At 51.6% G+C, this 16,020-nt stretch carries 8 protein-coding genes; 2 read left to right on the forward strand and 6 right to left on the reverse strand.

All coding sequences use genetic code 11. The features are described from left to right. Positions 1-98: 98 nt before the first annotated feature. Positions 99-980: a YicC/YloC family endoribonuclease gene (locus ABD880_RS15565; RefSeq protein ID WP_345168134.1), complete on the forward strand. Its 882-nt coding sequence runs from the start codon at positions 99-101 to the stop codon at positions 978-980. A 52-nt stretch (positions 981-1,032) separates the two neighbouring features. After that, positions 1,033-3,150, forward strand: a complete 2,118-nt coding sequence (locus ABD880_RS15570) for a T9SS-dependent choice-of-anchor J family protein (RefSeq protein WP_345168137.1) — start codon at positions 1,033-1,035, stop codon at positions 3,148-3,150. 416 nt (positions 3,151-3,566) lie between these two features. Here the strand turns inward: ABD880_RS15570 and ABD880_RS15575 are convergent, their stop codons facing one another. From ABD880_RS15575 to ABD880_RS15600, 6 genes are all read right to left on the reverse strand, one after another. Next, positions 3,567-4,832, reverse strand: coding sequence for a M28 family metallopeptidase (locus tag ABD880_RS15575; RefSeq protein ID WP_345168139.1), 1,266 nt, complete (start codon positions 4,830-4,832; stop codon positions 3,567-3,569). Between the two features lie 50 nt (positions 4,833-4,882). After that, entirely contained in the window at positions 4,883-5,254 is a 372-nt protein-coding gene (locus tag ABD880_RS15580; RefSeq protein WP_345168141.1) for a VanZ family protein, read from the reverse strand. 12 nt (positions 5,255-5,266) lie between these two features. Further along, positions 5,267-5,647 (reverse strand): glycine cleavage system protein GcvH, encoded by a 381-nt coding sequence (gcvH, locus tag ABD880_RS15585; RefSeq protein ID WP_345168142.1) that lies wholly within the window; start codon positions 5,645-5,647, stop codon positions 5,267-5,269. A 58-nt stretch (positions 5,648-5,705) separates the two neighbouring features. After that, on the reverse strand, positions 5,706-12,866 hold the full coding sequence (sov, locus tag ABD880_RS15590; protein WP_345168143.1) for a T9SS outer membrane translocon Sov/SprA: 7,161 nt from the start codon (positions 12,864-12,866) through the stop codon (positions 5,706-5,708). An 18-nt stretch (positions 12,867-12,884) separates the two neighbouring features. After that, the gene (ruvA, locus tag ABD880_RS15595; protein WP_345168146.1) at positions 12,885-13,475 is read right to left on the reverse strand and encodes a Holliday junction branch migration protein RuvA; all 591 of its coding nucleotides are present in this window, start codon (positions 13,473-13,475) and stop codon (positions 12,885-12,887) included. Positions 13,476-13,639: 164 nt separating this feature from the next. Continuing rightward, the gene (locus tag ABD880_RS15600; protein ID WP_345168149.1) at positions 13,640-15,910 is read right to left on the reverse strand and encodes an NADP-dependent malic enzyme; all 2,271 of its coding nucleotides are present in this window, start codon (positions 15,908-15,910) and stop codon (positions 13,640-13,642) included. Positions 15,911-16,020 lie beyond the last annotated feature (110 nt).

A 16,020-nucleotide genomic window follows, 5' to 3' on the forward strand; every position in this document is an offset into this window, starting at 1 on the left:
AGCCAGAAAACGGCCAATGTTCACTCTCTATCTTATCAACGATTAAATACCTTTATTTTTGTACTTTTACCTATTAAATACTTTTTCCAGAAGAGGTTATGCTACAATCCATGACAGGATTTGGGTCCGCGCAGTTGGAGACCGAATCATTTACCGTTTGCGTAGAAATTAAGTCACTGAACTCTAAGTCCATGGACCTGAGCGTGCGTCTGCCGCGCAGTCTATCAGATAAGGAGCTGGAAATCAGAAACATCGTCAGTAAGAGTTTGGTGCGCGGCAAGGTGAACCTATCAGTAGAGGTATCTAGAAACAGAGCCTCCGCCGGTCGCAACCGCATTAACACAGAGCTGTTGCAGACTTACTACAAAGAGCTGGAAGTTGCCGCCTTGAACTTGGGCGCCAAGTCCCCAGACTTGTTCAGGCTGGCCCTGCAGATGCCAGAGGTGCTACAGGCAGACACCGTAGAGGACAAAACCGAAGACCTGAACTGGGAGCAGGTGACGCCTTTGTTGCTGGAAGCCATTGATCGTTTGGTTGTCTTCCGAAACGATGAAGGCAAGGCACTCACCAATGAGATCATCTCCTACATTGACCGCATCAGAATCCTGCTGGCCGAGGTGGAAAAGCACGATCCTAGCCGCGTGGAGCAGATCAAGACCCGCATCCAGGGGCACATGCAGGAGTTGAGTTCTTCTGAGTCCTTCAACCAGAACCGCTTTGAGCAGGAGATGATCTATTACATTGAGAAACTGGACATTGCCGAGGAGAAAGTGCGCCTAATCAACCACTTGCATTATTTCACAGAAACCGTCTACCTGCCGGAACCAACCGGTAAGAAACTGGCTTTCATCTCTCAGGAGATAGGCCGCGAGATCAACACCATCGGGTCTAAAGCCAATGACTCTACCATTCAACACTTGGTGGTGGAGATGAAGGAGGAACTGGAGAAAATCAAGGAACAGCTCAACAACATTCTGTAAGCCTTTTTTCGTTTTTGCCCTGTTTTCTGGAAAATAGCCTAAAAACGCCCGCATGCTTAAAAATTTACTCTTCTCTGTTTGTCTTTTAGGCATGACCGTGGGCGCAAGCTTTGCCCAGTCCCGGGCCTGCGCCACCATGGAGTATGTGCAACTGCTAGAGAAGAACAGGCCGGGTCTGCGCGCGCAACTCAAGCAGCAGGCCAGAAACGTAAACCGCATAGACTACAAGCAACTGGACGGTAAACCGGTCTTAGGGCAGGTGGTCACCATTCCGGTAGTGGTGCACGTGCTCTACAACACCAACTCGCAGAACATCTCTGAGGCCCAGATCCAATCTCAACTAGACGTCCTGAACAAGGATTTCAGGCGCCTGAACGCAGATGCCAACAAAACGCCGGCTTTGTTCCAGGGCGTGGCCGCCGATGCCGAGATAGAATTCTGTCTGGCCAAGCAAGATCCCAACGGCGAACCCACCAACGGCATCACCAGAACTGCTACCACAGTCAAACAATTCTCTGGTCTTTCTGACTCTATGAAGTTTGACGGCTTAGGCGGAAAGAGTGCCTGGGACAGCAAGAAATACCTCAACATCTGGGTAGTGAACTTCTCTAATGATGCCAATATTCTGGGCTTCGCGCAGTTTCCTAATTCTGGGCCGGCGTCCACAGACGGCGTAGTGATAGATTACCAGGCCTTCGGGACTACGGGCACGGCCTTGAATCCTTATAGACTGGGCCGCACTACCACCCATGAAGTAGGCCACTGGCTCAACCTGTTCCATATCTGGGGCGATGAAAGCTGCGGAGACGATGAGGTACTGGACACGCCCACCCAGGAGGAAGAAAACACCGGTTGCCCCATCTTCCCCAAAGCTAGTTGCAGCAACACCAGTGACATGTTCATGAATTACATGGACTACACCAATGATGTCTGCATGAACCTGTTCACCACGGGGCAGAAGAACGTGATGCAGGCGGTGCTTAACTCAAGTAGAAGCGGCTTGTTGTCCTCTATTGGTTGCGTGGTACCGCAGGTGCCGGCCTTAGACGGTGCCTTGATTGGCTTTAAGGCACCCAGTGACATTGTCTGCAACAACAGTGTGGCACCGGTGGTGTATCTGCGCAACTGCGGGTCTTCGGCCTTGACCAACGTGCAACTCCAATACAAAATTGACAACGGCGTGGCCCAAAACTTTACCTGGACGGGGAATCTGGCCTCATTTACCACGCAAGAAATCTCTTTGCCTAGCCAGTCTGTGGCGGCAGGGGCGCACACCTTAACCGTTACCATTCTGTCTAGCAACGGACAAACCACAGACGGTAACAGTAGCAACAACACCGTGACGGTCAACTTTCAGGTGCAGGGCAATGCCTTGCCGCTGCTAGAAAGCTTTGAAGATGCCACGTTCCCGCCGGCGGGCTGGCGCATAAACAACCCGCAAGAGGACCTGACCTGGCAGCGTACTACCAAGGCGGCCTTTACCGGAAGCGCCTCGGCGTTCATGCAGAACATTGAGTATCCTGAGAATGGGCCAATAGATGAACTGGTATTACCGGCCATGGACTTGACGTCGCGCGCTGCGCCCAGGCTCACGTTCCAGTTGGCGTATGCCTTGCTTTCCAAAACAGGCTACTCAGACACTTTAGAAGTGCTGGTGTCTACAGACTGCGGTAACACCTACCAGCGCGTGTATAAGAAGTTTGGCCAGGCCTTGACCACCGTGACACCGTATTACATGGAGGATGAATTTGTACCCAATGGCACCTCAAAATGGCGTCTGGAGACGGTTGACCTCTCTGCCTTCAGTAACGCCAAAACCGCCATCATCAAGTTCAAGCACACCACTGACTTTGAGAACAACCTCTACCTGGATGATGTGAAAGTAGATGGCAATGCCTTGGGCACCGCTGAGGAGATAGCCTTGCAATCTGTCCAGATTGCCCCTAACCCTACCACTGAGTTGGTGCAGATTACCTCTTCAGAAGTAGCCATCAGTTCTGTGCAGGTATTAGATGCATTGGGCAAAGAACTACAAACCATCAACGTCTCCAGAACTGCCAAAGGCCAGCCTCTACAAGTGAATTTGGGCGGACTGCCAAATGGGTTGTACTTGCTGAAAGTAACCTCAGAAAAAGGCGTGACCGTGCGCCGGGTCGTTCTTTCTAAGTAGACTATTTAATGAAATCCGTCGGCTCGTTTTTAGCCTGTTTTCTGTAAAACAGGCTAAAAACGAGCCGACGGATTTTTAGTATAGACTGCTATTGAGGCAGGACCTGAGATGGATTGTTGGTGATAACACCAACAATGGCGACCAAGTGGAAGTGTTGAGGTGCCTAATTTTTTTTAGTTGGAAGAGTTTTTAGATTAAAAATAGTAAATAACCCTTGCCCTTGTTGGTGTTATCACCAACAAGCAGAACTACTTATCGGTTTAAATACAGGCCTGTATACCGGCGCAGATAATGACATCTCGCTTCTTTATAAGACCCTCACCTCCTGAATCAACAAAGAAAAGCACGTCGTTTTTGGCCTGATTTCCAGAAAACAGGCCAAAAACGGAAGGTGTATTTTTTCTGAAACGAAGCTTTTACAAAGCCTTGAAGAACGCCTGTATCAAGCCTATCACTTCCTTGAACTTGGTCAGGGGCAAGGTGCCGGCGGTATCTTTGGGGTGATGGTATTCTGTAGTGGTACCGCCTAATGTATAGAAGAAGAAAGAAGGAACGCCTTTCTCAGAGAAGAAATAATGGTCTGAGTTAGACGCCTTGCCGCGCACTTTCAAAGTAGGCAGAAACTGGTGCTGTTTGTTGAGTTGCTGGAGCAGGCTGAACTGCTTGGTAAAGACACTGCCGTTCACCACCATCATGCCTTCTTCGCCGGTGCTCATCAGGTCCAGGTTCAAGAGCATTTTGATGTTGGCTAGCGGGAACAGCGGATGCTCAGTATAATACTCAGAGCCTACCAGACCGGCTTCTTCGGCGGCGAAGGCTATGAAGGCAATAGAGTACCCGGGACGATTCTGAGGCTGGGCGTAATAGCGGGCCAATTCTAAGAGCATGGCGGTGCCGCTGGCGTTGTCATGCGCCCCCGGGAAGAGTACCTCTTTGCCGATGCGGCCTACGTGGTCATAATGCGCCGTCACTACCAGAAAAGAATCTGGCTTGCTGGTGCCGGGCAGATACCCAATCACATTCTGGCTACGGTAGTTTTTCTCCAAGCGCGCGTCCACGGCAAACTCTACTTTGTTGGCTTTGGCAGGCATTGAGCTTTCTAATACTTCTAGCACTGGCATTGGGTATTGGAAACTGCGCACCGTGCCCATCACCTTGGTGCCGGGTTGTAAGACAATGACCGCCGCAGCTTTCTGCAAATTCTTCTTGAACGGCTCGGGCAGGTTCATCAGATCCTGGAAGTGTCGCTGCCGCACCACCAATACCTGTTTGCGTAGGTTCTGGGTCAGGAAAGTCTGGGCTTCGTCTGGGTCTTGTAACAACAAGGTGTCAATGGGGTAGACAAAGCCAGAACCTTTGCCAGGGGCAGAGGCGGCGTACGCCAGAAAGTCTACACCCGGGGTCAATACCTTGCCATCAATCTTCAGGCTTAACTGATTGTCCAGGATGTTGACGGGCAGGGTGAAATGTTGCAAATAAGAACCGGCAAAAGACTTGAGGCCAATGCTGGCGTATTGTTGCTGTAGATAACTGGCGGCCAGACTGTCTCCTTTAAACGCGTAGCCTCTGCCGTGCATTTCCGGCGAAGCCAGTTGCGCAATGGTCTTCCGCACGCGCTGCATGTCCTGGGCAAAAGCGGGTAAGGCACTGAAAGCTAGAAGAAAGAAGATAAGCCGTTTCATGGCTACAAGATACGCAATTTCCGTTTTCGGCCTGTTTTCCGGAAAATAGCCTAAAAACGACGGCTCAGCCCCCAGAAGGCTAAGCCAAACACGCCGCCCACGGCATTGCTGATAGCGTCTACGGGACTGGTCACCCGGCCAAACGGCATGGCGCCCTGCAAGAACTCGGTGCCCACGCCAAAGCTGACGACGGCTAAGAAGGCAAGAAAAATAGTAAGAGAAGAGAGAGTCACCGATGGGTCTTTGTGCAAAGCCCAAAGCAAAAGAAACAGCTGGGTGCCGAAGATGATGGCATGGACCAGCGAGTCAAAGGTGAGAAAGTCCCACTCAGGAGCGGGCGGAAGCGCGTTGGCGGGCAGAAGCGTCCCAATTAGGATCACCACTGCCCACCCCAGCGCAGGTGCATAATAGCGTGTACGCACCCAGTTTTGCAATTAAGCTCCTACCAGTTCTTTGTACGCCTCGGCAGAAAGAAGCTCTTCTACTTCAGAAGCATTGTCAATGGACATCTTGATCATCCAGCCATCGCCGTAGGCATCTGAGTTCACCAGTTCTGGGTTGCCGTCAAGCTTGTCGTTGATTTCCATTACCTGGCCGCTCAAGGGGCTGAACAAGTCAGAAACAGTTTTCACCGCCTCAACGGTACCAAATACTTCGTCTTTGGCTACGTTTTTGTCTAGCGTGTCAATGTCTACATATACAATGTCACCCAGCTCACGCTGCGCGAAATCTGTGATGCCTACGTAGGCTACATCGCCTTCAATTCTTACCCACTCGTGGTCTTTGGTGTATTTTAGCTCTGCTGGAAAGTTCATGTGGTATGTGATTAAGTTTGCTTCAAAAATACATTCTTTTTTGGCTTGGAGGCAATGCTTAGTCAGATAAACTAAATCTAAGCTGAATACCACCCTCGGTCATGGTGTTTCTGAACGAGTTAGCCACTTTAGGGTCATTGATGTTCTTGGTGAAGTAGAACTGCAGGTTCAGGCGTTGGCTTACCACGTAGTCAATGGTTGGGCGTAACTGCACCTGCAAGCCACCGCTGGTCACCAGGTTGTTCTGGTATTCTTCGCCGTTAGAATCTACGCCAATGGTGCGTTGAATGGTCACGTTATCCCTGATGGTCAAGTCCAGGCGCATGGTCAATTCATTCTCCAAAGTTCTGCGCTGGCCGCCAATCCTGAACGGCACTCTAAAGTTGGTAGTGCTATACCCGATGCCCACTACGTAGTCCTTCACGCCGTTCTCGGTTACCTGCGCGTTGGTCATGTTCAAAAGCAAGGCGCGCTCGGTGCGGTATTCCATTCTACCCGTCAACTGGCCTTTTGTCCTGAAGTTAATACCAATCAAGGGCGCCATTGTTTCCGTGATGGACACCTGGTTGATGATGTGATACGGAATCACCTCGCCTAAGTCATTGACTCTGTCTGGGAAACCGGCCGGCTCAAACTGGTAGTCCAGCGATGAGCTGAAGTTGGCCAGCGTAAAGTTAGACTGGTACGAGTGGCTTAACGTGAACGAGCTGAAGTACTTCTGGAAGAACGGCACCTGTGACAGACCATTGTACTCCAGACGCCAGTTGGGCAACGGAATAGCATCAAACGGATCGCTAGGCTCAGCCTCATAGCCATCAATGCTCTTGCCTTGGTAGGCATGCACAAAAGATTGAATCAAGACATCTTGTGAGTTCAAGCCATACACCCCATTCGGGCTGACTGCATTGAGGCGGCTGGCCACGGTGGCGCGGTTTCTGATGAAGTTCTCAAATGCCGCAGAACGGTTGCCAGAATTAGATTCAAATAAGGTCTGCACCGCAATGAAGGACACGCGGTAAGAGCCCGTGGTGAACGGGTTCTGGCGCTGTACTACCTTGGCGGAGTCTCTTCTGTAGTACACCTCGTCAATCTCAGACTTGTTCATGGCCCCGTCCAGCGTGATGATGAAGTTACGGAATGGTTCTATGGTAGCCCGGGCGGTGATGTTGGTAGAAGACAGAGAGCTTAATGGCGTGTTCAGGTATTGGCTACTATCCGTGTACCAATTCTCACGGTCGGCGCGGTTATAGAGTTCATCTAGATTGTATTGCTTGCCCAAGACAAAGCCCAAGCCAGGTGCGCCAAAGCCATCCGCCAACCCGAAATTTCGGGCTGTCGGCAAGAAGCCCGGTAGCAAGGTACCCTCGGTCCTCGCGTAGGTCACGTTGATGGACCTGGCAGACATTAAAGTGCGCAGGATGCCGTTTAAGACTTTGCTATCTCGTTTCTGGGTAGTGTCTGCGGCCGCAGCGGTGCCCGGTCTGCCCACGGTTTTAGTATTGGTGGCGCGCAAGCCTGGTTGCGGGGTGGCTTCGTTTACCTTCTTCAAGATCTTTACCTTGTTGTAGAGACGCACCAAATCAATCTTACCCGTTAAGCTGGTCTGGGTGTTGTTTTCAATGGTGTTGCCCAGTTGCAGGGTGTCATTGTTGCGCAAAGCGGTAGAAGACGAGGTCCAGGTATACCCAGCCTCATACCGGGCATCCCCGCTAATCCAATCTGTAAGCGGGAACTTGTCCAAGGGCAACCGGTAGGTCATGGCCACCACCTGGTTGAAGTTGGTATTACGGCCAAAGCGTCTCAGGTTATGCCAAATGACTTTGTTCTTGTAGCGCAGAGAGTCAATCTCATTGTTCACGCGTCCGTCTGGCTCATCAATCACCGAGCGGTTGGTGGCCGTGTAATCCAGGCTTAGGCTACGGGTCAAATCCCACTTTACGTCATAGATACGGTTGAAGAAGAACGTTTTCTGGTACGTAGGCAGAATGCCGGCCGTGTCTGGCAAGGCATACGGACTGCTACGGCCCTGTAAGAACGTCTCATTGTAGCTCCTGTCCAGGTCGGCGCGCACGGCAATTCTGCTTGGCAACAAAGTCACGTTAAACTCCTTTAACCAGCGCAGGTACGGTGACTCAAAGGCAGCTATTTTAGCCAATGGCGTGTAGCTCTTCGGTGAGGCCGTGTAATTGTAAGCTACGCCCCCGCGGTGGCTCTTGGAGAAATTGCGGTCCGTGATGATGTCGGTGTGCAGAATCTCGCTGTAGGCATAGGAGAAGGAAAGGTTCTCAACATCGTAGAGACGTGATTTGGCCTCTGGGTTGGTCTTCTCCTTGCGTACGTTCAACAGGTTAATGCTCTTGGTAGTTGTCTGACTGACGACCTCCTTGCGGTAGGCGTCTCGTTCCTCGCCTTCGCCAAACTTGTCCAGGGACGTGTCTAGCGGGGTATCTCTGTCTAGTGGGTCATAGCGTGGTTCTGCCACCGTGGTACCATACTGCACAGACAGAGGCACTACTAGACCAGTACCGGCTGGTAAGAGCTTCTCTGCGGCAATGTTGGCGTTGATGTCAAACTGGCCGGTGTTCTCTCTGGAGCGCATGGCGGCTCTTTCCTGAATGCCGCCAAAGCCTACGGTGGTATAAGAACCCGTGGCGGTGATGTTGGCGAAGTCAGCGAGTTTCACGTTGGCTCTGGCGGTAGCCGCCCAACCGGCTTTGCGGTCAAAGTCAGACACGCGCAGCTCATTCAACCATAGACATACCGAATGCGACGCTCTGTCTGCGGTAGTAGGGTTCTGCAAGCCAATCATCAAACTCTGCACGTCTGAGAAGTCTGGGTTTCCTACCACCGTAATGGTCTTGCCGTTCACCGTGAGGCTGTAAGGCTTGGTGAGGTCAAATCCGGCGCGGTTTCGTTCAGATTTCACGCGCACAAACTCATCAAAGGCTACGTCAATGAAGTTGGCCTCGTTCCAGATAATGTTAGGGTCTTGGGTGCCTTCTGGCGTTATCTGCAACGGTATGGCGTACTCATAGTAGTTCTGGGTAAAGTCAGAGCCAATGCGCAGGAAGGCTACCATCTCACCGTCTCTGGTGCCGGTGGAACTTTGCGCGTGCACGTACATTTTCAGGCGTTTGTAAATGAGCATGTCTTGTGACACGTTCTTGTACACCGCCTTGCTGAAGTTGTCTCTCAGGTTCTCCACGCACAGTTGCAGGGACTGCTCGTTCTGGCGGCGGTTGTTAGCAGAAGAATAATCGCGTTGGCGTTCCACTCCCGGAGGTACTACATACGGGATGGTGCCTGCGTCTACCTCGCCGTTTTCTTCAATGTTGACGGTAGAGACCGTGAAGTTGTCTGCATCTGTCCCACAGTCTAAGCAAGGTGCCCCGTTGGTGAGTACCGAATTGTACGTTCTCCATTGGTTGGCCACAAACTGCATCTGCACAAAACGCAACACAACCGGCTGCTCAAACTGCGTCATGTACATACGCATGAACCGAATGGACTTGAACCCCTGAATGCCACCCACAGAGCCCGTAGGCTTGCGCACCGGAATCCTGAACTGGTACCAGCTTACGTTGGTGTTGTTGATTACCGTGTCTACTTTGTCTACAATGTAGTTCTGGCCCACGTTCATGGTAGAGGGACGCAGGTTCAGTTTGTACTCATAGTACTGCTCCAGGTCACTGATGACGTTGTCCCGGTTCAGGTCTTCCTTGTCTGGGAACGCGTAAGAAGACAAGTTGCTGTTGACCGGCGAGTTGCCCTCCATGCCGTTGAAGTTCTTGTAGCGCCCCAAGATGCCAATGTTTCGGTCATCATACGTCGCATCCAGGTGGTGCTTGAAATCATCTCCAGAAGGGTCAGTTAAGGTAGAATAGATGCCCTGGAAGAAGGCGCGTTCATCTGCGTTGTTTAAACCGTCTAACCCTATGTCCTGGAATTGTCTGGAGCTTGGGTTGTTGTCAAAGGCGTCTGTCAGGAACTGGTTACGGGTCACGCGGCCCCAGATGGTAGGGTCTGTGGTGGGTTGTGACGGATCTGTGGGCAGGCCGTTCTCAAACTGGTAGCGTTGGTCTTTGAGAATGTCTTCAGAGACGTTACCCAGGTTAAAAATCAGTTCGCCGCCAGTGCTGTTGTTGGTATTATTGCCTTCGCCGTCATTTATTCTACCACGGTCCCCGCTAATGAACGGATCCAGCATCCAGAACTCCAGGTACTCAATATTGGCGTTGTCAAAGTTGTTGTCAAAGGAAATCTCACGGCTAATGCCGGCCCAGTTTTGGCGTGGGTCACCCGGCAGGCGGTTGTTGCCTAGCAAGCCCGGGTTGTAGTTGTACTGCCCGCGTTCTGCTGGGTAATAGGCCAGGTCAAAAGTATACTCAAAGGTATTGCTGGCTTCGGGGTCACGGTTAGGGAACAACTCTCTACGCTGCACACCCCGGGTGTAATGGTTCTCTAGTTCCTCCTTGGTGATGTTGGACGGTCGTAGGTCATTAGGTGTATAGTAAATCTGGTCAATGGTATACCAGGCAATCTTGGCGCGTTTGAAGGCAGTCTCCAGGCCAGACGTTCCATTGGCAATAGGAGCCGGGGTAGCCGCCAGGCGCCAGATGTTGGTATTAAAGCCACCCAAGGAATAAGGCGTCTCTGCGTTCTCAAAGTCATCAATGTAAGAAACGCCGTCCTCGCCTTCAAACTCAGTGGTGTTAGGCACCAAGCGCGCGAACTCAGCTCCCAACGTCACGGTGGAGGGAGCTTTGGTAGTCAGGAAGGGGAGCTTATCAGTGAGGTTGGTCAGGAAGCGGGAATCACGGCGGTAATTGATGTCCATGCCGTAGATGGTGTTGTTGGTTGGCTCATCGCCAATGCTCACGCGGTTAATAAACGGCTGTTCGCCCTGGTGCATCACCGTCGCCCCAATGATTAGGTCATTGTCTACGCGGTAGTCAAATCGGGCACCCAATAGGGTTCTGGGTTGCACGTTTAGAATGTCTGCCTTCTCATACGTCACCCGCAGGTTGTTGGCATTGTTGAGGTAGCTGGGGTTCAGGATCTTTACGCGGCCTAAGTCATAGAACACCTGGTAATCCTGGCCTTCTACAAGACGTGTGCCACCAGAATAGACTGCCACAGATCCCTCGGCAATTCTAATGCCTGGCAACGTAATCTCATCTGTGCTGGAGGCTTGGTAGCGGCCGCGTAGAAAAAACTTGTTCTTCGCCGAAAACTGCTGCGCATCTGTCTGAATGGAGTCATACAAAGCTTGGAAGACGTATTTTTCGGTGAGAGGGTCTTGGGGGCCGGTGCCTAGTTTATTCTGTAAATAAGAACCAAATGGTTCCACCTCTGGGAAGTAGATACGGCCGTTCTCAGGGTCAATGGTGATGCCCGGCATGAAGTCAAAGTTACCATCGGCGGGCTTGTCATTATTAGTATTGACGTTGTCCAGGTTGAACACGCGCACCAGGGGAACGCCTTTAATGCGGGACTCGTCCTGCAAGCTGTTCAAATCGGCGCCAGTCTCATCATCTTTGTAGATAATGTTGAGTTGGAAGTTCTGGCGTTCTATCTGATTGGCGTTGAGTGCGTACACGTTCTTCATCATCAGGTCCCAGGTAGGAAACTGCAAACTAGGATTGGTAGCGCGCAGCATCTTCAGGAAGATGACCTGGTCTTCGGTGACGTTCTGATAGTCATCCTGCAATTCACCCACTTTATAGGTGCGGCCGTTCAAGGTGTACTCAAACGCCACGCCCAATACCTGCTCTGGCAACAGCGCCGAGTTCAACGAGATGTAGCCCAGCTGTGGGTTGAACTTGTACTCACGTTGATCTAGGCGGCGGGCGCGCACGTGCTCATAGTCCACGGTCTTCTGAAGACCCTGGGCGTCTAAGGCGCTTTCTACCTGGTTGTTGTTGCGTTGGCCTTTTACCGCGTTGAAGAGACTGTTTTGATTATTGCCGGCGGCGGCCCCGGTAGGCTGGTTGGTGTCAAACCGGTCCCTGAACGGGTCAGCCTCTCCAATGTCCATGAGGGCTACAATGTTCCGGAGGTTCTCTGTAGTACGGTTGTCATTGGTGATGTACACCTCCAGACGGCGGATTACAATACCGGAGTTAACCAGCGGCAGGTTTCTCAATGACTGGTCATACTTACCTCTAAAGAATTGCGCCAGGAAGAAGTGACGGTCCGCATCGTATTCGTCTGCCCTAATCTCAAAGTTGCGGTTCTGGGCGCCGTTCTGGATGTTCACCTGGTCAATGCTCCCGCGTTGGTTGGCGGCAATGGCAGTGACTGACAAGCGTCCTAACTGCAACTGCGTCTTTAAACCGAACAAGTTCTGCCCTCCGGTAATCAATGAGCTGTTGAGCGGCATGCTTACGTTACCGGCCTCAATCTTTCTAATGATTTCTTCTGGATAGCCGGTGTATTCCAGTTTTAAGTTGTTCTCAAAATCAAAGTTAGCCTTGGTGTCCCAGTTGGCCGTGATGCGCAGTTTCTCACCAATGCGGCCGTCAATGTTGAGGGCAATACTCTGGTCAAACTCAAAATCCCCCACGCTCTGCTGGCGCAACGGAATGGCCGGGTTCTCATTCTTGTTGAACAGCGCCCCAAATTTTAACGTGGCCAGACCATTGGGCCGGATGTCTACGAAGCTTCCGCCAAACAGACGGTCAAAGGTGCGGCCCCCAATGTCAATGCGCGGCACCAGACGGCGGCTGGGCGCGGCCGGGTTCTGCTCATCCAGGGTGGCAGACTTGGTGCGCCAGTAGTTTCTAATGGATTCGCGTTGCTGGTACCGTGAATATTCCTCAAAGGTCATGGTACTAGGCGTGCGGTACTCCAGGTCTCCCAACTGTTCCCGTATCTGGTAACGCTTGAGGCTGTCATCTGGCACCACTTCTATCTTTAAGTTAGAAGGCGGCGGCAGGATGAGGGGAGTAGTGGAAAAGGTATTGGAAAAAGGGTCTCCGGCGCGGTCCTTGAACTGGAGCTTGGGACGGCGCGAAGGGATGTATTTTATTTGTGTAGTGTCTTGCGGCTGTTGTTTTTCTACTTGTTCTGCGAGGGTGGTGGTAATGGTCTGTAGGCGGCTTTTCCAGTCGCGTAGAGACGTGTTTTGATGAGGCTCGGCTTGAGACAGCCACGCTGTCAAAGACACCAATCCTACGGCAGAGGCAAGAATGAAAGGCTTTCTTCTTCTAGTAAACACAAATGCAAATAAGGTGGCCTATGATGATTTGAGGGCAAGCTTGATCATGTCTTCCACGGTTAGCCCAGCGCCTTCGCGTTTTATAATATTGTCTAAGGTTTTCTCTGCCATGTTCTTGGCGAAGCCCAGCGTAACCAAAGCAGATAACGCCTCCTCTCTTGACGTATTGTGTGCCTCAAAGGAGACATGCAGCCCCTCGGCGCCCAAGCCTTTTCTAAACTTGTCACGCAGTTCCAGAATGATGCGCTGGGCCGTCTTGGCACCAATGCCTTTCACCTTCTGGATGGTGCGCACATCCTCGCGCACGATGGCCTGTTGTAACTCGGGCACCGTCAAATAAGAAAGAATCATGAGGCCTGTATTAGGCCCTACTCCTGAAATGGAGATCAAGTGCAAAAAGGCGTTCTTCTCCGCAGAATCAGAGAAGCCATAGAGCGTATGTGAATCCTCTTTGATGGCCAGGTGCGTGAACAAGCGGCAGCGCTCGCCTTCTGGCAGGGAGCCATACGTGTTCAAGGAAATGCGCAACTCATAGCCCACTCCGCCCACGTCAATGATGACGTATGTGGGATCTTTGTGGGCAAGACGGCCGTCTATATAAGCGATCATATGGCTGAGGTTGACAGGTAAAGGGTCAGGATTTGGTGTTGCTTTTAATAAACATCTGCGTTTTTGGCCTGTTTTCTAGAAAACAGGCCAAAAACGCAGATAAAAAAATGCTGTTTAGCGCAGAAAATGGCCTCTGCTAACTAACGCAGTACGTTTGGTACAATTTATAGTTTCCCGTTGGATGTTTGTGCATCTACCACAGATATAGCTACCATATTTACAATCTCCCGCACAGAACTGCCTAGCTGTAAAATGTGCACTGGCTTGCGCATACCCATCAAGACAGGACCAATGGCTTCGGCGCCGCCCATCTCTTGCAACAGCTTATAGGCAATGTTGCCAGCCTCTAACGTTGGGAAGATAAGCGTGTTGGCACCGTCATTGGCCAGTTCGCTAAACGGATAGTGTTCGCGTAGCAAGTCAGGGTTGAGGGCGGTGTTGGCCTGCATCTCGCCGTCAATCAGCAAGTCTGGGTATTTAAGCTTGGCCAATCTCGTAGCCTCACTGGTCTTAGCCGGAATTGGCCCGGTGCTAGAGCCAAAGTTGGAGTAGGAAAGAACGGCCACACGTGGATCTGTGTCAAAGAAGCGTACGTAACGGGCAGTCAAGCCAATGATGTCTACCATCTCCTCTGCGGTTGGGTTGAGGTTTACGGTGGTGTCTGCAAAGAAGAACGGCTCTTTTTTGCTTAGGATGATGTACATGCCGGCCACTTTGTTCACGCCTTCCTCTACGCCAATAACCTGCAGGGCCGGAAGGATGGTTTTAGAGTAGTCACGAGTCAAGCCAGATATCAGGGCGTCTGCCTCGCCGGTCTCCACCATCATACAGCCAAAGTAGTTGCGGTAGCGCATAAGGCGGCGGGCGTCAAACAGGCTCACGCCTTTGCGCTTGCGCTTCTCATAGAACATGTGCGCGTACTTCTCGCATTTGGCATCTTCCTCTACCGGGTCTACAATGCGGCAGCCCTGCAAGTCCAGCTTGTATTCTTCCATCAGCTCCTTGATGCGCACTTTGTTTCCTAATAAGATAGGGGTGGCGATGCCTTGGTCCAGCACAATCTGGGCCGCTTTGAGAATCTTGTAATGGTCCGCCTCAGCAAAAATCACTGTTTTAGGATTCTGCTTGGCCTGGTTCATGACACGGTTCATCAACTTCTGGTTGATGCCAATGCGGGCCTGTAGCTCATGATGGTAGCGCTCCCAGTTGGTGATCGGGTTTTTAGCGACGCCGGAGTCCATAGCGGCTTTAGCCACGGCCGGGCTCACCACGGTAATTAGGCGCGGGTCCAGCGGCTTAGGAATCAAATACTCACGCCCGAAGGAGATGGTATTGTCACTGTAGGCTTTGTGTACAATCTCGGGTACCGGTTCTTTGGCCAGTTCTGCTAAGGCTTTCACGGCGGCTAGCTTCATGGCCTCGTTAATCTCCGTAGCACGCACGTCTAACGCTCCTCTAAAAATGTAAGGGAAGCCCAGTACGTTGTTCACCTGGTTAGGATGGTCAGAGCGGCCTGTGGCCATGATCAAGTCTTTGCGGGTGGCCATGGCCACCTCATAAGGAATCTCAGGGTCTGGGTTGGCCAGCGCGAAGATGATGGGATTTGGTGCCATCAGTTTCACCAAGTCTGGGCTCAGCACGTTGCCGGCACTCAGGCCAATGAACACGTCTGCGTTCTTCATGGCTTCTGCCAGCGTGGTGATTTTACGCATGGTCACAAACTGTGCCCGGTAAATATCTAGGTCGTTGCGGTGCGGGTTGATGATGCCGTCCTTGTCAAACATGACGATGTTGTCCAGCTTCACGCCTAGGGCTACATATAACTTAGCGCAGGCAATGGCGGCAGCACCCGCGCCGTTAATCACCATCTGGATGTCACGTATTTTCTTGCCTACCAGTTCTAAACCGTTTAACAAGGCGGCGCTGGAGATGATGGCCGTGCCGTGCTGGTCATCATGCATGAGGGGAATGTTCATCTGTTCACGCAGAGCATTCTCAATCTTGAAACTCTCTGGGGCTTTGATGTCCTCTAGATTAATGCCGCCAAACGTAGGCTCCAGGGACTTTACTATCTGAATGAACTTATCAGGATCAGTCTCATTGATCTCAATGTCAAAAACGTCAATGCCGGCAAATTTCTTGAACAGTACGCCTTTTCCTTCCATGACTGGCTTAGAGGCTTCGGGGCCAATGTTGCCTAATCCTAACACGGCGGTGCCGTTGGAGATTACACCTACCAGGTTGCCCTTGGCGGTGTATTTATAGACGTCTTCTGGGTTGGCGGCAATCTCTTTGCAGGGCTCCGCCACGCCCGGCGAATAGGCCAGGGCCAAGTCCATCTGCGTGCTCACCATCTTTGTAGGAACCACTTCAATCTTCCCGGGCTGCCCTTGGCTGTGATAATTAAGGGCGTCTTCCTTGTTGATTTTAATCATATCCTTCTTCTCCTGTGGTAATGTGTAAAAATCAGCGGGATTGCCCTTTATAGAGGCAGGCGCTGGTGTAAAGCGTAAATTGTTAAGATTTTTCGGTTTCGCAAAGGTAA

The sequence above is a fragment of the Nibribacter koreensis genome (genome assembly GCF_039541795.1).
Classification (GTDB): Bacteria; Bacteroidota; Bacteroidia; order Cytophagales; family Hymenobacteraceae; genus Nibribacter; species Nibribacter koreensis.

What these genes read in the sequence shown, in the direction of transcription:
- ABD880_RS15565 (WP_345168134.1), top strand. Translation starts at nt 99, where the DNA reads ATGCTACAATCCATGACAGGATTTGGGTCCGCGCAGTTGGAGACCGAA.
- ABD880_RS15570 (WP_345168137.1), top strand. Translation starts at nt 1,033, where the DNA reads ATGCTTAAAAATTTACTCTTCTCTGTTTGTCTTTTAGGCATGACCGTG.
- ABD880_RS15575 (WP_345168139.1), bottom strand. Translation starts at nt 4,832, where the DNA reads ATGAAACGGCTTATCTTCTTTCTTCTAGCTTTCAGTGCCTTACCCGCT.
- gcvH (WP_345168142.1), bottom strand. Translation starts at nt 5,647, where the DNA reads ATGAACTTTCCAGCAGAGCTAAAATACACCAAAGACCACGAGTGGGTA.
- ruvA (WP_345168146.1), bottom strand. Translation starts at nt 13,475, where the DNA reads ATGATCGCTTATATAGACGGCCGTCTTGCCCACAAAGATCCCACATAC.
- ABD880_RS15600 (WP_345168149.1), bottom strand. Translation starts at nt 15,910, where the DNA reads ATGATTAAAATCAACAAGGAAGACGCCCTTAATTATCACAGCCAAGGG.